Below are 17,247 nucleotides of genomic sequence, written 5' to 3' on the forward strand. Positions count from 1 at the left end.
GATTGGAATGGCAGGTGTTATATTTGCGAAATCCAAGGAAAATCCCGCTGATCGGGTCGGCATCCCGAACAAGGGATTTGACGCCGGAGTTCGCAAATATAACACCTGTCCTGTGGATCAATCGGATTTGCACGGGCTACTTTGTCGCAATACCTTGAAAGATAAATATCTTCCTGCGGTTTTGCTTCGCGTATCCGCACAAATCTGATTGACCATTTCAAACAAATTAATGGGTCCTGACCCTAGGTGCCAGAGCGAAACCGTTCCCGGTAATCGCTGGGTGCGACGCCAAGATGTTTGATGAAGCAGCGGCGCATGCGTTCATCATCGCCAAAACCGCAGGTGATCGCGATTTGGTTGATGCGGTTTGCGGTTTGTTCAAGGGCCAGGCGTGCGGCTTCGAGGCGCATCAGTTCAACCGCCTTTGCCGGGCTGATACCGGTGGCGGATTTGTAATTGCGTGAAAAGTTGCGCGGGCTCATATGGGCCTGTTCGGCGAGCTCTTCGACCGACAGGCGGGATTTAAGGTTTTTGGTCATCCAGCCATGCAGGGCGTCAAAGCGGCCGGTGCTGTCGCTGGCCTGATGTTCAAGTGGCAGGCTGAATTGTGATTGCCCGCCGGGGCGGCGAATAAAGACAATCAAACTGCGCGCCACGGCAAGGGCAGCATCGCGGCCCAAATCCTGTTCGATCATCGCAATTGCCATATCGATCCCGGTGGTCACCCCGGCCGATGTCCAGATCGGGCCATCATGGACAAAGATCGGATCGGGTGCGACGCGGCTTTGCGGGAACATATCCTGTAACTGCGGGCACCAGCGCCAGTGGGTGACGCAGGTCCGGCCATCCAGCATTCCGGCCGCACCAAGAATAAACGCGCCAATGCACACCGATCCGATGCGCGGGATTTGAGGGCCGTGGGCCTTTAGCCAGCCGATCAGGTGGCGGTCGTTAAGCGCATCAAGCGCTTCATCCGATCCGGCGGCAATCAAGGTATGGATTTTCGCGGGATCAAGACCGGCAATCGGCACGGTATCAAGGGGGATGCCGGTATCGGTTGTGATGGGGCCGCCGTGGCTTGAGGCCAGAACCATGCGATAGGCCGGTGTGCCGTCTTTCTGGTTGCGGGCTTCGTGAAAGGCTTGCAAGGGGCCGGTGATATCAAGCATCTCGGATTGGGGTGTCAGGATCAAAACGATCAGGTGCGGCATCGGTTGGGCCTTGGAAACAATATGGCGTAAAACGAGGGATTGTTGTCATTTATGACATTGAGTCATCGGGTAATCTAGGGGCAACATTAAGATGAACCGGAGATGCCGAAAATGACGCAGACCAATAATGCCGCCCTGATCCTGATTGATTGGCAAAAGGGGTTTTCCGATCTTGCCTATTGGGGCAATCGCAACAATCCGGCGGCCGAGGAAAACAGTGCGAAGCTTTTGGCGCATTGGCGCGAAAACGGCTGGCCGGTTATTCATGTGCGCCATAACAGCACCACAGAGGGATCGCGCCTGCATCCCAATCATCCCGGTCATGGCTTTGTTGATTTTGCTGTGCCAGGCGATGGAGAACCGGTTTATGGCAAGGATGTCAATTCAGCGTTTATCGGCACCAAGCTTGAAGAGGACTTGCGCGCCAGCGGGATCAACCGGATTGTTTTATGCGGGGTTTCGACCGATCATTGTGTGAATACCTCGGCGCGTATGGGGGGCAATCTGGGCTTTGACGTTACGATTGTCGGGGATGCCTGCCATACATTTGATCGGAGCTTGCCCGATGGGCGGGTGTTTGCCGCCGAACTGGTGCATGATGTGGCGTTGGCCAGTTTGAATGAAGAGTTTGCGGCGGTGAAAATGACCGGGCAGGTCATTACCGGGTGATCGGCAATTGACTTGCGTTTGCAGCTGACGCAATTTCGCGATCCGATTCCCGCAAAAGGTGCCCCATGACCAAGATCGAGACCGAAGAACAACTGCGCGCCATTTATGGCCCACCGATTGAAATTGCCGTTGCCAAATGCCTTGTCGCCCTTGACCGGCATTGCAAGCGGTTCATTGAATTGGCACCGTTTGCGGTGATTTCATCGGCGAATGCGAACGGGGATGCGGATGTTAGCCCGCGCGGGGATGGCCCGGGCTTTGTGAAGGTTTTGGATGACAAAACCATCCTGATGCCGGATCGGCCGGGGAATAAGCGGGTGGATACGCTTTCGAACGTTCTTGAAAATCCCAAGGTCGGGATGTTGTTTTTTGTGCCCGGCATGAATGAAACATTGCGGATTAACGGGACAGCCGAAATCCATACGATCACGGAATTCATGGATCTGTTTGCCGATACGCCTAAGCCGCCGATTACGGTGATCAAGGTTCGGATCGATGAGGTTTTCCTGCATTGCGCGAAATCGCTGATGCGGTCCAGGCTTTGGGATGTGAATGCGCAGATCGACCGCAAAATGTTGCCGACGCTAGGCAAGATGGTCAAGGACCAGACCGCGGTTAATATCGAGGTCGGCACCCAGGAAGAAACCGATCAGTATTTTGCCGCATCGATTGCCGAGCGGGGCTGATCGGGGGCGGGGTTGCTGCTTTGGGCAGGTGCTTTTGTAAGCGCCGTCGTTGTTCAGGAATGTTTGGCGCATCACAGGTTCCCGACTTCGCGAGAATGATGACTACGACCCTGTTGATGGTAATGTAGGGCGGAAAAATGTTGCCCGCCGTCTGCAAGGCGATGACCCTGTGTCATCGCCTTTGTCGTATCCCGAGTATAAAAATAAGACCAGATGGCCTGTAAGCCGGGTTCTGTCCCTGCGGCAAGCCGCATTGGATGGCCATTCATCTGGGACGCCCGTCGCCGGACGCCTCCTGCAACCAACCCGAATGGTGACGCGGAAACCGCCTGCCGACAATGCCGAAACATCCGGCCGACCATTCCTATTAGGTTTTGCTCCCGGTGGGGTTTACCATGCGTCCCGCATTGCTGAAGGACCGGTGCGCTCTTACCGCACCCTTTCACCCTTTCCTGATGGCTAGCGCGATCAGGAGGTTTGCTTTCTGTGGCACTTTCCCTAGGGTCGCCCCCGCCAGCCGTTAACTGGCACCGTATTTCCATGGAGCCCGGACTTTCCTCCCCCGTTTGCAAGCAAACAGGAGCGGCCATCCGGCCATCTGGTGGGCGTGATTTAGGTTAGATTGTCCAAGGCGTCAAGAAAAAGCAGCAAGCACAAATACTTATACCAAAGGGTGAATATCTATGCGGTAAACGCATATAAGCGCAGAAGTCTAAGGGTTTGACATGCCATCCTTAAGGGTAGTATTGCCCAATATGCTTCATTTTTATGAATGAAATTGATGATAAGGGAATGGCTATGCGCGCGGCGCCTTGGATATTAAGTGCGGTTTTGATTCTGTGTGCGGTGCCTTTGCGCGCACAGGCCAAGGATGTGCGTTTGTGTTATGATAACTGGTCGCCTTATGCTTATGAGGATCACGGTGTGGCCCGCGGATTAGCGGTTGAGATCGCCACCGAGTTCCTGTCAGATGCCGGGTATTCGGTGACTTTTGTGCAAATGCCGTTGGCGCGGTGCCATTTCTCGGTCCATTACGGGGCGATGGATGGTGTGTTGCTGGATGATCAGATGGCATCCGAGGATGGCGACCTTTTGACATCGGCAGTGTCATTGGCCAGTCGGGTGACAGTTGCCGTTGTCCGGACGAGTTCCAAGCTTGAGAGCTATCAGGGGGCGCATAGTCTTGACAATACCAACTGGCTTAAGGTGATCGGTCGGACTTATCCCCCCGAAATCCTTGCCAATGAAACCATGCATCCGGTCAGAGTTGCCGAATATGCCAAGGGTTTCGAAATGCTGAAGCGCGCCTATGTCGATGTGCTGTTTACCGATCTTGCCCATTTGCGGTTTGAGAATACCGATCAAGCCAGTCTGAGCAGTTCCAAGGTTTTGCTGCCCGCAATCAATGTATCGGAACGGTATCTTAGTCTGCGGGTTGGTTTGGAGCCGATCATGGAGGACTTTGACCGGGAAATGTCGCGGGGGCTTTTGACCGGTGTGGTCGATGAAATCTATCATCGCCATCTTGGTTTCAGCCGGGTCGGCTTTGCGCGCTATGTCGGTATGTCCGACGTTGCGATTGCCAATCCGGCGGGCTTGATCGTTCAATAATCGGGCGGGTGTTGCCCGATGAGGATGCCGTGGATTGCCGATATGGTCTAGCGCCCGGTTTGGGCCAAAAGTGCGCGGGCGATGGCCATGCACGGCGGATCAATTTCACCTGAAATATCATCCGGGCGCCAATGGCGCTGGAACGCGATGCGGCGTTTAAGCCGGTCATTGGCGGCATAACCCAATCGATCCAGCATGGTATCAAACTTGGCGGGGTCACAGGGGGCATCTGTGGCAGTGTCAATATCAGTGTCAATGTCAGGGGGCGTGCGCGTTATGGTCGGCCAAAGGCCAATGCCGTTTGCCGCCAAGCTGTTCCATGGGAAAAGCTCGCCGGGGTCTTCTTTGCGATCCGGGGCCATGTCGGAATGGCCAATGATGCGATCCGCCGGGATAGCGTGACGGCTCAGAATATCGCGGCATAGCGTGATGACGGCATCGATTTGAACATCGGGAAACGGGCGATAGCCAAATTCATGGCCGGGATTGACGATTTCAATACCGATGGAATTTGAATTTATGTCCGAACATTCCTGCCACTGGCCGCGCCCGGCATGCCAAGCGCGCTTATCCTCGGCCACCAGACGGAAAATCCGCCCGTCTTCTTCAATCAGGTAATGGCTTGAAACCGATGCATCGGGATCGCACAGACGATCCAACGCCGCCCGGCCACTTTGCATGCCGGTATAATGCAGGACCAGAATATCGATCTGACTGCCATCGGGCCGATCACCGCAATTGGGCGAAGGATGATCAATGATGCGGTCCTGCAGGTCTTTTTCCGGCAATGCCATGGTGGCCTAGTCCATTCCCTGTTCTTGTTGCTGGGGCGGTTTGCGCAGCATGATAACGGTCACCCCGGCCAGCACGGTTATGCCGCCAATGATTTTCAGGGTGCTGATCGGTTCGTTAAATATAAGGAACGAACCAGTGACGCTGATGACCGGGGCTAGCAAGGACCAGGGCACGACGGCGTTCACATCCTGTGTCTTTAGCAAATGATACCAAAAGCCATAGGCAACAATCGATGACATCACGACCGTAAAGCTGATATTGGCCCAAGCAGCCCAGCTGGCATCAAAGACGCGGTCAAGTGCGGCCGGTTCAAGGACCATCGACAGCAACAGCAATTGCGGGGCGGCCATCAAGGCCATCCAGCCGTTAAGCTGGAAGGTATCGATATTACCAAGTTTTTTGATCATCACATTGGCAACCGCCCACATGAAGGCGGCAAACACCACCAGCAATAACGGCAGCTGCACATCCGTCATGGTTGGGTCCCAGAACATGGTCGTGACCCCGACAAAGGCCAGCGTCATGCCCGTAAGCCGTTTCCAGCCAAGGCGGTCGTTAAAGAAATAGGTCGCCAACATCGATGAAAACGGTACGCCCAGCAGAACAATAATCGCCACCGGCCCGGCATCCAGCATCGACAGGGCCAAAAACAGCACCCCGAAATGGCCGGTGCCAAAAACCACCGACAGGATGGCAAGTTTTCCAAAGCGTCCGTGGGGGATTTTGGTGAACGGCAACAGCAGAACCGCAACAGCGGCAAAGCGAATGGCGGTCAGCATCAGGGGCGGGATTTCAGCAACCGCGCCTTTGACGGTCAGCATATTAATGCCCCAGATTACGGCAACGGATAGGGCCATCAGGACGGATTTCAGGGGCATTCTACGGACTTTCGGCAGGCGCATTGACGCTGGTGGCGTATGCGCGGTGATCGCAATACCCTTTCATCGGATGGATCGGACCACCCGACAAGTGAATTGTTTTCAATTGTTGCCTAAAGTGTGACGGATCCAGTTTGTGCCGTAAAGCCTTGGATGGATTGCCTTGACCGTGATCAGACGGTCAAGGCAGGGGGCTTATGACAGCCCGAGTTCTTCGCGCAGCATTTCCAGTTCAAGCCAGCGTTCTTCACCGGTTTCAAGTTGACCGCGTGCGGCCGTCAGGCGATCAACTTTTTTCTGAAAGGCTGCCGGGTCGGTGGTGAACAGGGTGCCATCGGAAAGATCGGCTTCAAGGGCGGCGATTTCGGCTTCGAGCTTGGCATTTTTTTCCGGCAGAATGTCGTATTCGCGCTGATCCTTATAGCTCATCTTGCCGGTCGGCTTGGGCTTGTCCGCCGTTGGCTGTGCGGTTTTTTTCGATCCCTTGCCGGTCGGGCTGCCGAATTTTTCATCGGCAAGAACCGGGGCGGCGGATAATTTGCGCTGGGCGATGTAATCGGAATAGCCACCGGGATATTCGGTGGCGGTGCCGTCGCCTTCCATGACGATGGATGATGTGACAACCCGATCCAGGAAGTCACGATCATGGCTGACGAGAAGCAGCGTGCCTTCGTAATCGGCCAGCATTTCCTGCAACAGATCAAGCGTATCCATATCAAGATCGTTGGTCGGTTCATCCATGATCAGAAGGTTGGTCGGCTTGGCCAACTGTTTGGCCAGCAGCAGGCGATTACGTTCGCCGCCTGACAGCGCGCCAACCGGGCTTCGGGCCTGTTTTTCATCAAACAGGAAATCGCGCAGGTAACTGACAACATGGCGCGGATTGCCGCGCACCATGACCTGATCGCCGCCGATATCACACAGCGTATCCCAAAGGGTCATGCTGTCATCAAGGGCGATGCGTTTCTGATCAAAATAGCTGGCATTCAGGTTGGTGCCGATTTTGATCGTGCCGTGGTCGGGTTCGATCTGACCGGTCAGCATTTTCAAAAGCGTGGTTTTACCCGCCCCGTTCGGGCCGATAATACCAACCTTGTCGCCGCGCAAAATACGGGTTGAGAAATCGCTGATGATAAGGCGGTCACCAAATGACTTGGCGATATCGGTGGCCTCGATCACGACCTTGCCCGATGTGCTTCCGGCGTCAGCGGCAAGCGATACATTGCCAATGCGGTCGATCTGCTGGGAGCGGTTTTCGCGCATGTCATACAGACGCCGCAAGCGGCCCTGGTTCCGTTTGCGGCGGGCCGAAATCCCCTGAACCGACCAGACGGTTTCCTGGGCAATCAGTTTATCAAGCTTGGCGCGTTCTTCGGCTTCCTTGCGGAAAACTTCTTCGGACCATTCTTCGAATTTCGAAAAGTTCTGGTCGGTACGGTGCATGACACCGCGATCAATCCACAAGATGCCGGTCGATACCGCATTCAGGAAGGCCCGGTCATGCGAGATGACCACAACAGCCCCGCGGAAATTCTTAATCTCGCCCTCAAGCCATTCAATCGTTGGCAGATCAAGATGGTTGGTCGGCTCATCGAGCAGCAAGACCTGTGGATCGGCAATCAGGGCGCGCGCAATTGCCGCACGGCGGCCTTCACCACCAGATAATTTACTGGGGTCGGCCTGTGGATCGATATTGACTGAATCAAGCAGCATATAGACGCGGTACGCGTAATCGATTTCATGTTCGTCGAGTGCGGACAGAACATAATCTTCGACCGTGGCATAACCATCGAATTTTGGTTCCTGATTAAGATAGGCGACTTTGCAGCCCGGCTGAACAAAGCGTTCGCCGCCATCGGCCTCGATCTCGCCAGCGATGATTTTAAGCAGGGTCGATTTCCCGCCGCCATTACGCCCGACAAGACACAGACGATCCCGTTCGCCGATGGCAAAGGAGACATCGGAAAACAGATCGTTGCCGCCAAAAGTCAGGCGAATGTCATTAATATTAATCAGCGGTGGCGCCATGGGAAAACCGATAAGCTTGGGGTCAAAGAAACAGGCCCCTTGAAAACCGCAAATTGCGACATCTTGCAAGGGAAATCATTGAAGGCCGGGCTGCTATGCGTGGAAAGCCGCGAATAAATCAGCGAATGTTGCGTTCCTTGCGGATTTGATCCCATGCGGCATTGATGCGCGCCATCTTGTCATTGGCCTGTTCGACAAATTCGGGCGGCATGCCCTTGGCGATCAGGGTGTCAGGATGGTTTTCACGCGACAATTGGCGATGGGCGGATTTCAAATCGTCGTCACTGGCGTCGCGCGTCAGGCCAAGCTGTTCATAGGGATCAGCGCCGGGGCTGGTAAAGGCATGATGCACGCGATCAAAATCAACATCGGCAAAGCCGAATATGGTCGCGACCTTGTGCAGGAATTTCTTTTCAGCCGGGTGCAATTGCCCATCGGCCATGGCGATTTGATACAGTGCTTCAAGGATGCCTTCGAGGATCGCGCGTTCGCCGCGAAACAAAAGAGCAATCTGTTGGGCATAGGGTTCAAACCCGTCAGATGATTTGCGCGCCATGTCAAACAGGCGGCCGACATTTTTTTCTTCGCCCGGCGGAATATGAAAGACGCGCTTGAAAGCGTCGATTTCATCGCGCGAGACAACACCATCGACCTTGGCCATTTTGGCCGACAGCACGACAACGGCGGTGGCAAAGGCGATCTGGCGGGAGTCTTGCCCCCCTGCAAAGCTGCCCTGACCGGTTCCGCCGTAGGCACCGAACTGGGCGTTACGGGCGCCCTGTTTGATTTTGTCGACCACATGGCCAGCAGCGGTGCCAAGAATGGCGCCCAGCGGCCCGCCAAGGGCAAAGCCCGCCGTGCCGCCGATGATTTTACCCCAAATGCTCATATTTCTGATCGGGCTCTTTGGTTGGGAAATTGACGAAAACCTGTGTGCCTGTTGATCCCGGTTGCCCCGGATCGGTCCCTGCAGACCGAAAGACGCACGAGTGCGGTGCATTAAATAGAGTGGAATGGCCAAGGATACTAGGCCCCGGCGCAATGAAACAGGATTTTTGCAATATTTAGCTGGAATATTACATAGTTCGTTACGATTTTAATCTTAAGGTTGGGTAAGCCGTGAAAAATATCGTATGGGGGGAATTATGCATTTCTTGTCGCGGATAAGGCTGGTTTACCAGATTTCACTGGTTGGGCTGGTTGCGTTGTTGCTTTTTATCTTGGTTGCGGTCGTCTTGTTTATCAGCGATCAAAAACGCAAAACTGCCGAATATGATGCGGCGGATGCCATTGCCGGGCAGCTTCTTGTTGATCGGGTATCGCGCGAATTTTTAAATGCCAGACGGTTTGAGAAGGATTTCTTGCTGCGTCTTGATGAGAATTTCCTTGTGGGGCATGGCGAAGCGGTTACCGCAATCCATAGCGGCCTTGAAACCCTTGCCAATGATCCGCTGATGGGGGAACTGCGTGGAAACATTGATCAGGTTATCGAGGCGGTTAACGGTTACGCGCTTGAATTTGACAATGTTGTCGCCCATCAGCGCGAAATTGGTCTGGACGGGCAAAGCGGTTTGTTGGGGCGGCTGAAAACAGCCGCGACCAATATCGAAACCGCTTTGGGTGAGGTCGCGAAGTTCGAGGCGATGCTGGGGCTTAGCCAGACCAAGGACATGTCGATGGTCATGTTGGTGATGCGCGGCCTTGAAAAGGATTTTCTGGCCTATCCCGATCCTGAACTTGTCACCCAGATGGAAGACCGACTGGCCGAGTTTTTAAAAGCACTTGAGGCTGCGAACAGCATCAAGGACGATAAAAAGGCATCGATGTCGGATCTTATGAAATCCTATGTCGATGATTTCAAAACGCTGTCGGCAACCATGCTGCAACGGGAAGAAACGCTGGACAGGCTTGGCACCCAATACGGTCTGGCCGAACCGGTTCTGGAACAGTTGGCTGCCGATATCGGTGATAATGTCGCACGCATTCAAAAACAGGCAGAACAGATCGCGCAATCGGCGTTGATAACAACAATTGCGATCTTTGTGGTTGGGGCGGTGTTGCTGGTTGTTTTCTCGGTCATTTTGTCGCGGGCAATTGTGCATGCGATTGGCGGGTTGACGACGAAAATGACGCGCCTTGCCGGCAACGATTTCGATGTTGATCTGGGCGAGGTTGACCGCCGGGATGAAATTGGTGAAATGGCCCGGGCGGTTCTGGTTTTTCGCGAAAACGGTGTTGAACGCCAGAAATTGGAAGCCGATCAGCACGCCGCCGAGGAAGCCCAGCATAAACGTTTTGAAACGCAGGAAACCTATATCCGCGAATTTGATACCGAAGCCGTGGCGATGATGACAGCGGTTGGTGCGGCGGTTGAACAGCTTCATTCGGTTTCCGAGGTGTTGCGCAACAGTGCCAATACCGCGACCGAGCAATCAAGTGCGGTATCGGCCGGGACCGAGGAGGCATCGTCGAATGTGCAGTTGGTTGCTACCGCGGCAACGGAACTGTCGGCATCGATCCATGAAATTGCCAATCAGGTTACCGAAACATCAAACATGGCGCATTCGGCCAGCACGCGGGCGCAAAGTACCAACGACGAAATCCAAGGGTTGAACGATGCGGCCCTTCGCATTGGCGAGGTTGTTGGCCTGATCAATGATATTGCCGGTCAGACCAATCTTTTGGCGCTGAACGCGACGATAGAGGCCGCGCGCGCCGGGGATGCGGGCAAAGGGTTTGCCGTGGTGGCAAATGAGGTCAAAAACCTTGCCAGTCAAACCGCCAAGGCGACCGAGGATATTTCAGCCCAGATCAATGGCATTCAGCAGGCAACAAAATCGGCAGTTGATGCGATTGATGAAATCGTTCGGATGATTTCCGATATCAGTGAACGGGCATCGGCGGTGGCCGCCGCAGTTGAAGAGCAAACCGTTGCGACGGCGGAAATTTCGCAGAATGTTGAACAGGCCGCCGCCGCCACCGGCGAGATTTCAGCCGCCATGCAGGGTGTTTCAGCCGCGGTATCAGAAACCAATGCCGCAGCAACAGATGTTCGAGGCTCGGCGGAAAATCTGGGGGATCAGAGCAGCGGTCTGCGAAGCCAGATTGATACTTTCCTGGAACGGATGCGGTCGCTTTAACCCGGCGGGTTCCGCTGTTTTAAGTTCCGTTGTTTTAAAGGCAGGCCGGTGACGCGGTCTGTCTTTTGTTTTGTCCGCTTTCATGCCTGTAAAAATCACCAAATAATAATATACCCCCTGTAATCAAGGCAAAGAACCCCCAACTAGGAGTTGTTGGTCTGGGGCGGTCATGGCGTCGATTTTAATGCGCAAGCCCCGGCATTCGCACTCATTTCAAGCCTGCCAGGATGGTTTGCGCCTTATTGGCTGCTTTCGTCGGGGGACGTGAATTGAATTTTCTATCGCGTATGAAGCTTATCTATCAGATTTCGCTGATCGGGGTGGTGGCATTGTCGATCTTTGCCATTGTTGCGGTCGTTTTGTTTATCGAAGATCAGCAGCGTCAGGTGGCTGAAACGGTGGCGGAAGAGGCCTTTGATGACCGGTTGATCGTTGACGAGATCGCCCGGCAGTTTCTGAATGCCCGACGGCGTGAGAAAGACTTCTTGTTGCGGCTGGATGATAAGTATATCGCGATCCATGCGCAAACGGTTGAAACCGTGCGGGGTGGCCTTGAAATGCTGGCCGATGATCCGTCACTTGGCCAATTTGATCGTGAAATTGCATTCATTGCATCGGCCTTTGACCGTTATGCATCCGAATTTGACTCCATTGTCGGTTTACAACACGAAATTGGGTTGAACGAGAAAAGCGGGCTGCTTGGAAGCCTGCGTGGGTCGGTTCATGATGCCGAAGAGGAACTTGATAAATACAAGGCTGACAATCTGACGGTGATCATGTTGATGATGCGCCGCCATGAAAAAGACTTTCTGGCGCGTCTCGATCAGAAATATGTCGATCGCATTGATGTCCGGATGGGTGAATTTGGCCCGGCATTGGCTGCAACGGACATTATTCCGTCTGATGAAAAGCAGAAGATCATCGATTTGATGAAATCTTATGTCGCGGATTTCAAGGCGCTGGCCAAAGGCATTTTGCAGCGTGAAGAAGAGCTTGGCAAACTGAGCGGTTATTACGCCGAGGCCGAACCGGCGCTCGAAAAGTTAAGCGCAGATATCGCGGCAATCGCAAGCGCGATGAGGCTGCGGGCCGAAATGATTGCAAGCCGCAGCCTGACCGCGACGGTGATTATGTTTGTTGTGGGGGCGCTTGCACTTTTGATCCTGTCGGCGCTGCTTTCAACGGCAATCGTTCGGGCGATTAGCGGATTGACCCGTAAAATGACCCGGCTGGCGGATGGCGATTTTGATGTCGAGATCAATGAAGTCAGCCGTGCGGACGAAATTGGGGAAATGGGGCGGGCTGTTTTGGTTTTTCGTGAAAACGGGATCGAGCGCGCCAAACTTGAAGTCGCCCAGCATGCCGAAGAGGAAAAGCGCCGCAAGCGCATGGAAACTCAGGAACAATATATCCGTGAATTCGATCAGGCGGTGGTCGCTGTCATGTCCGAAGTCGGGGGGGCGGTAAAACAGCTTCATCAGGCGTCAGATGTTCTTCGGCGCAGTGCTGATACGGCCGCCAGTCAGTCAATGGCTGTGTCGTCGGGGACCGAGGAAGCGTCTTCGAATGTGCAACTGGTTGCAACGGCAGCGACTGAGCTGGCCGCGTCGATCAGCGAGATTTCCGGTCAGGTCAGTGAAACCTCGACGATGGCACAATCGGCAACCGAGCGCGCCCGCAGGACCAATGAAAACATTCAGGGGCTGAATGATGCGGCGCTTAAGATTGGCGAGGTTATCGGGTTGATTAGTGATATCGCCGGGCAAACCAACTTGTTGGCGCTGAACGCAACCATCGAAGCCGCGCGTGCCGGTGATGCCGGCAAGGGTTTTGCTGTGGTTGCAAGCGAGGTTAAGAATCTTGCCAATCAGACCGCCAAGGCAACCGATGAAATCACCGCCCAAATTACAGGTATTCAGCAGGCAACAGAGTTGGCCGTGGGGGCGATTGATGAAATCGTTCGGATGATTTCAGATATCAGTGAACGGGCCGGGGCCGTTGCCGCCGCAGTCGATGAGCAAACCGTTGCCACCAGCGAGATTTCGCAAAATGTCGAGCAGGCGGCGGCCGGGACCGATGAAATATCGGTCGCGATGCAGGGCGTATCGGCGGCGGTGTCTGAAACCAATGCTGCCGCCAATGATGTGCACGGTTCAGCGGATAACCTTGGTACCCAGAATGAACATCTGCGCGGCCAGATTGACGGCTTTTTGAAACGCATGCGATCACTTTGATAACAAATTGTCGGTAATGATGTGCAGTCCGGGCCTGGTCCGGGCTGCTTTTTTGCGATAAATTCATGGTAAAGTGTATAAGTGATCCGATAAACAGGACCGCAAACAGGGATCCAATGGACGCATATTTATCCATTGGATATTGGCCAAGAAAGACTGGAGCACGGCATGACCGACAAACCCCGCATTGTTTCTTCATCACATCTTGTTTCGGATCGGGCTGTGGAATTGTCCGAACTTGAATTTGCCCTGATCCTGTCGGGCAATGCGTTTAACCGCTGGGTCGTGCGGTGTATGCGTGCGGCGGGGATGCCGGACCTTTCGGTTCTGGATATTCTGGTTTTGCATAACGTCAATTCGCGCGAACGCGAAAAAAGTCTGTCGGAAGTTTGCTTTGTTTTAAATGTCGAAGACAGCCATCTGGTAAATTATGCGCTTAAGAAACTGCGCAAGCTGGGGCTGGTGGACGGGGCCAAACGGGGCAAGGAAGTGCTTTATAGCACCTCTGTTGAAGGCCGCGAGATGTGCCAGAAATACCGCGATGTGCGCGAGGCCTGCCTGATTGAAACCTTTGAACGGCTTGGGGTTAGCCTGGACGAGGTCGGTGATGTTGCCAAGACGCTGCGGGCCCTCTCGGGTGTTTATGATCAGGCATCGCGCGCGGCGAGTTCGATGTAAAACGCAATTTGCGATCATAACAAATAGTCCGGGAATCCCGCCCGGGACGGGTATGATCACGCAGGAAACCGGACATGATCAAGGCAGCAGGATGGCGACATCTTTGCTGCCTTTGGCATTTCAAAGGGCATAGAGCCTGTATTCTGTATTTTGGTTTTATCGATATAGATCAGTTCGTTAATACCGGATTGGCATGTGAGACGCCCCAAAAATTGTCATCGTTTCCCGCCTTGTGCATGGCTGCTATGAAATAACATTGACAATTTATCAGTAAAATGTGACCGTTCTGTCGGGAGGCTACTTCGGAGTCACGGTGCATGTGCAAAATACGCATCGGCTCATCATCATATAAGGGAGATTTGACGGATGCTTAAAAAGGCTCTTTCGACCGTTGCTGTTGCAGCGATGACAATGTCGGCCGGTATTGCGATGGCGGCAGAAAAATGGGATATGGCGACCCCGTATCCGGATGCGACATTCCACACCCAGAATATCATCGAATTTGCCAAGGACGTGAAAGAGGCGACCGGTGGCGAGCTTGAAATTACGGTTCATTCCGGTGGTTCGCTGTTTAAGCATGCCGATATCAAACGTTCGGTTCAGCGCGGTCTGGTGCCGGCCGGTGAAACCCTGATTTCGCTGCTGGCCAACGAAGACCCGGTATATGGCGTTGACGCGATTCCGTTCCTTGCCACCAGCTATGACGAAGCCAAAAAACTTTGGGCCGCTTCGCGTTCTGCGGTTGAAGAAAAGCTTGCGGGCGATGGCTTGAAAGTCCTGTATGCGGTCGCATGGCCGGCACAGGGCCTTTATACCGCCAAGCCGGTTAATTCGGTCGAAGACCTTAACGGGCTTAGCTTCCGGGCTTATAATGCTGCGACGTCCAAACTGGCCGATTTGACCGGCATGGTTGCGACCCAGGTTGAAGTTCCGGAAATCCCGACAGCCTTTGCCACGGGTATTGTCGAAGCGATGATGACGTCTTCGTCGACCGGTGCGAATTCCAAAGCGTGGGATTTCGTTCAGAATTTCTATGACGTTCAGGCATGGCTTCCGAAAAACATGGTGATCGTGAATGCCAAAGCATTCGATAGCCTGTCACCGGACGTTCAGAAAGCCGTGATGGATGCCGCCGCCAAGGCGGAAACCCGCGGCTGGGACATGAGCATGGCCGAAACCGATGCGAAGAAGAAAATTCTGGTCGATAACGGTATGAATGTTGCGGCCCCAAGTGCCGAACTGAAATCCGGTCTTGCCAAAGTTGGCGAACAGATGGTTGCCGATTGGCTGAGCGAAGCCGGTGACGAAGGCCAAGCCATCATCGACGCGTTCAAGAAATAAGACCATTTTTTACCGACCCGGGCATGTTTGTCCGGGTCGGGACGCCCCGCCAAAATTCATGATATGACTGTCCGAAGGGTCCTGACCCTAGCAAGCCACCACTGGGAAATCCCGCGGGCGGAAAGGGGACTGCTGTGCGCAGATCGTTAGATTATTTATTTAAATTAAGTGCGGCTTTGGCAGCCATTTTTCTGGTCACCATCGCATTGTTGATTCTGGCGCAATCGCTGGGCCGGGTTATGGGAATTGCCGTGCATGATGCCAACGAAATGGCGGGATTTTGCCTTGCGGCGGGGACGTTTTTGGCCCTTGGTCCGACCCTTCGGGCGGGTACGCATATCCGGGTTTTGATTGTGCTGAGCCACCTTAAAAGCGGGCCGCGCCGGATCATGGAAGGCATTACCTTGGCCGCGGCAAGTTTTCTGGGCGGTTATTTCGCCTATTGGATGGCGGTTCTGGCCGAGGAAAGCTTTTCCTATGGTGATACGTCGCCCGGTGTTTTGGCCTTTCCACTGTGGATCCCGCAAAGTGCGATGGCCTTTGGCCTGATTGTATTTTCCGTGGCCATGCTTGAAGCATTGTTTGATATTTTGCGCGGTCGTCAGCCCGGCTTTGCGTCACTTGAAGCCAGCGAATTGACGGAATAGGGGACGGTCATGGATGTACTTGAAATCGGCCTGATCCTGATGGGGCTTTTGTTCCTGTTCCTTGGGGCGGGTCTTTGGGTGGCGCTGTCGCTTTTTGCTGTCGGGGTTATCGGACTTGAATTCTTTACCAGCGCGCAGACCGGCCCGATCATAGCCACGACCGCATGGGCGGGCTTGGCAAGTTGGTCATTGGCGCCGCTGCCGTTGTTTATCTGGATGGGGGAAATCCTGTTTCGGTCGCGCCTGTCCGAGGACATGTTTACCGGGCTGGCACCGTGGCTAAACAAAATCCCCGGTCGGTTGTTGCATGTGAATATTCTGGGCTGCGGGATTTTTGCCGCCGTGTCCGGGTCATCGGCGGCGACGGCGGCGACCATTGGCCGGATGTCGATCCCGGAACTTCGCAAACAGGGCTATGCCGATAAACTTATCCTTGGCACGTTGGCAGGGTCGGGCACGTTGGGGCTTTTGATCCCGCCGTCGATTATTTTGATTGTTTACGGCGTGTCGGCCGAGCTTTCGATTGCGCGGTTGTTTATTGCCGGGATTTTGCCCGGTGCGATGCTGATTATCCTGTTCATGGGCTTTGTCATGATCTGGGCAACGGCCAATAAAGACAAGATGCCACCCGCCGGGCCGGATATGGCGTTTATGGAAAAAGTCCGGGCATCGGGGCGTTTGATCCCGGTGATTGCCCTGATTGCCGGTGTGATCGGGTCGATCTATGGCGGGATTGCCACCCCGACCGAGGCCGCGGCCTATGGCGTGGTTGGCGCGTTGATCCTGTCGGCGATCAGCGGGTCTTTGACCTGGACGAACTTTGTTGATGGCCTGATGGGGGCGACGCGCACATCGTGCATGATCGGCTTTATTCTGGCCGGGGCGGCGGTTTTGACCGTCACCATGGGCTTTACCGGTATTCCGCGTGAATTGGCGGCATGGATTGCGGAAATGAACCTGTCGCCCTATGCGCTTTTGGCGGCATTGACGGTGTTCTTTATCGTGCTGGGCTGTTTCCTTGATGGGATTTCGGTGGTGGTTTTAACCACATCGGTGATCTTGCCAATGGTGCAGGCCGCCGGGATCGACCTTTTGTGGTTTGGCATCTATGTCGTGCTGGTGGTTGAAATGTCGCAGATCACCCCGCCGGTCGGGTTTAACCTTTTTGTTTTGCAGGGGCTGACGGGGAAAAACCTGTTTTCCATCGCGCGTGCGTCCCTGCCGTTCTTCTTCCTGCTGTTGCTGGCGGTGGCGATGATTACGGTGTTCCCGGAAATCGCCACATGGTTGCCGCAGAAAATGAGTGGCCGGTGACGGCTGCTGCTTAAT

General features: G+C 54.3%; 14 protein-coding genes and 1 other RNA gene. 9 read left to right on the top strand and 6 right to left on the bottom strand.

All coding sequences use genetic code 11. The features are described 5' to 3' along the window. Window positions 1–242 precede the first annotated feature (242 nt). Window positions 243–1,211, bottom strand: a complete 969-nt coding sequence (locus tag TALK_RS04110; protein ID WP_085616153.1) for a GlxA family transcriptional regulator — start codon at window positions 1,209–1,211, stop codon at window positions 243–245. A gap of 111 nt (window positions 1,212–1,322) precedes the next feature. On the opposite strand from TALK_RS04110, the gene TALK_RS04115 reads away from it, so the two are divergent. Both TALK_RS04115 and TALK_RS04120 read left to right on the top strand, forming a co-directional pair. After that, entirely contained in the window at window positions 1,323–1,880 is a 558-nt protein-coding gene (locus tag TALK_RS04115) for a cysteine hydrolase family protein (protein WP_085616155.1), read from the top strand. 65 nt (window positions 1,881–1,945) lie between these two features. Next, complete coding sequence (locus TALK_RS04120; protein WP_085616157.1) at window positions 1,946–2,566, top strand: pyridoxamine 5'-phosphate oxidase family protein; 621 nt, start codon at window positions 1,946–1,948, stop codon at window positions 2,564–2,566. Between the two features lie 205 nt (window positions 2,567–2,771). Here TALK_RS04120 and rnpB read toward each other — a convergent pair. Beyond that, window positions 2,772–3,168: RNase P RNA component class A (gene rnpB, locus TALK_RS04125), an RNA gene on the bottom strand. Window positions 3,169–3,358: 190 nt separating this feature from the next. Between rnpB and TALK_RS04130 the strand changes: the two genes are divergently transcribed. Next, window positions 3,359–4,177: a hypothetical protein gene (locus TALK_RS04130; protein WP_139833711.1), complete on the top strand. Its 819-nt coding sequence runs from the start codon at window positions 3,359–3,361 to the stop codon at window positions 4,175–4,177. 47 nt (window positions 4,178–4,224) lie between these two features. Here the strand turns inward: TALK_RS04130 and TALK_RS04135 are convergent, their stop codons facing one another. The 4 genes from TALK_RS04135 to TALK_RS04150 form a co-directional block, all read right to left on the bottom strand. Further along, window positions 4,225–4,971: an N-acetylmuramoyl-L-alanine amidase gene (locus tag TALK_RS04135; RefSeq protein WP_085616160.1), complete on the bottom strand. Its 747-nt coding sequence runs from the start codon at window positions 4,969–4,971 to the stop codon at window positions 4,225–4,227. 6 nt (window positions 4,972–4,977) lie between these two features. Then, the gene (locus TALK_RS04140; RefSeq protein WP_085616551.1) at window positions 4,978–5,850 is read right to left on the bottom strand and encodes a DMT family transporter; all 873 of its coding nucleotides are present in this window, start codon (window positions 5,848–5,850) and stop codon (window positions 4,978–4,980) included. A 195-nt stretch (window positions 5,851–6,045) separates the two neighbouring features. After that, window positions 6,046–7,878 (bottom strand): ATP-binding cassette domain-containing protein, encoded by a 1,833-nt coding sequence (locus TALK_RS04145; RefSeq protein ID WP_085616553.1) that lies wholly within the window; start codon window positions 7,876–7,878, stop codon window positions 6,046–6,048. Between the two features lie 118 nt (window positions 7,879–7,996). Further along, window positions 7,997–8,767 carry a TerB family tellurite resistance protein gene (locus tag TALK_RS04150; RefSeq protein WP_085616162.1) on the bottom strand — a complete coding sequence of 257 codons (771 nt, stop codon included), beginning with the start codon at window positions 8,765–8,767 and terminating at the stop codon, window positions 7,997–7,999. 256 nt (window positions 8,768–9,023) lie between these two features. On the opposite strand from TALK_RS04150, the gene TALK_RS04155 reads away from it, so the two are divergent. From TALK_RS04155 to TALK_RS04180, 6 genes are all read left to right on the top strand, one after another. After that, window positions 9,024–11,018, top strand: coding sequence for a methyl-accepting chemotaxis protein (locus TALK_RS04155; RefSeq protein ID WP_085616164.1), 1,995 nt, complete (start codon window positions 9,024–9,026; stop codon window positions 11,016–11,018). A 242-nt stretch (window positions 11,019–11,260) separates the two neighbouring features. Beyond that, window positions 11,261–13,252: a methyl-accepting chemotaxis protein gene (locus TALK_RS04160; RefSeq protein ID WP_245829658.1), complete on the top strand. Its 1,992-nt coding sequence runs from the start codon at window positions 11,261–11,263 to the stop codon at window positions 13,250–13,252. Between the two features lie 168 nt (window positions 13,253–13,420). Continuing rightward, window positions 13,421–13,930 carry a winged helix DNA-binding protein gene (locus TALK_RS04165; RefSeq protein ID WP_085616168.1) on the top strand — a complete coding sequence of 170 codons (510 nt, stop codon included), beginning with the start codon at window positions 13,421–13,423 and terminating at the stop codon, window positions 13,928–13,930. Between the two features lie 366 nt (window positions 13,931–14,296). Continuing rightward, window positions 14,297–15,271, top strand: coding sequence for a TRAP transporter substrate-binding protein (locus TALK_RS04170; RefSeq protein WP_085616170.1), 975 nt, complete (start codon window positions 14,297–14,299; stop codon window positions 15,269–15,271). Between the two features lie 134 nt (window positions 15,272–15,405). Then, window positions 15,406–15,918, top strand: coding sequence for a TRAP transporter small permease (locus TALK_RS04175; RefSeq protein ID WP_085616172.1), 513 nt, complete (start codon window positions 15,406–15,408; stop codon window positions 15,916–15,918). A gap of 9 nt (window positions 15,919–15,927) precedes the next feature. Continuing rightward, window positions 15,928–17,232, top strand: coding sequence for a TRAP transporter large permease (locus TALK_RS04180; protein WP_085616174.1), 1,305 nt, complete (start codon window positions 15,928–15,930; stop codon window positions 17,230–17,232). The last annotated feature ends 15 nt before the right edge of the window (window positions 17,233–17,247 follow it).

The organism is Thalassospira alkalitolerans (assembly GCF_002115745.1).
Lineage (GTDB): Bacteria > Pseudomonadota > Alphaproteobacteria > Rhodospirillales > Thalassospiraceae > Thalassospira > Thalassospira alkalitolerans.

Bases quoted from the DNA above. Each gene is read 5' to 3' on its own strand.
- TALK_RS04110 (WP_085616153.1), bottom strand. From the start codon at position 1,211: ATGCCGCACCTGATCGTTTTGATCCTGACACCCCAATCCGAGATGCTT.
- TALK_RS04115 (WP_085616155.1), top strand. From the start codon at position 1,323: ATGACGCAGACCAATAATGCCGCCCTGATCCTGATTGATTGGCAAAAG.
- TALK_RS04120 (WP_085616157.1), top strand. From the start codon at position 1,946: ATGACCAAGATCGAGACCGAAGAACAACTGCGCGCCATTTATGGCCCA.
- TALK_RS04130 (WP_139833711.1), top strand. From the start codon at position 3,359: ATGGCTATGCGCGCGGCGCCTTGGATATTAAGTGCGGTTTTGATTCTG.
- TALK_RS04135 (WP_085616160.1), bottom strand. From the start codon at position 4,971: ATGGCATTGCCGGAAAAAGACCTGCAGGACCGCATCATTGATCATCCT.
- TALK_RS04140 (WP_085616551.1), bottom strand. From the start codon at position 5,850: ATGCCCCTGAAATCCGTCCTGATGGCCCTATCCGTTGCCGTAATCTGG.
- TALK_RS04145 (WP_085616553.1), bottom strand. From the start codon at position 7,878: ATGGCGCCACCGCTGATTAATATTAATGACATTCGCCTGACTTTTGGC.
- TALK_RS04150 (WP_085616162.1), bottom strand. From the start codon at position 8,767: ATGAGCATTTGGGGTAAAATCATCGGCGGCACGGCGGGCTTTGCCCTT.
- TALK_RS04155 (WP_085616164.1), top strand. From the start codon at position 9,024: ATGCATTTCTTGTCGCGGATAAGGCTGGTTTACCAGATTTCACTGGTT.
- TALK_RS04165 (WP_085616168.1), top strand. From the start codon at position 13,421: ATGACCGACAAACCCCGCATTGTTTCTTCATCACATCTTGTTTCGGAT.
- TALK_RS04170 (WP_085616170.1), top strand. From the start codon at position 14,297: ATGCTTAAAAAGGCTCTTTCGACCGTTGCTGTTGCAGCGATGACAATG.
- TALK_RS04180 (WP_085616174.1), top strand. From the start codon at position 15,928: ATGGATGTACTTGAAATCGGCCTGATCCTGATGGGGCTTTTGTTCCTG.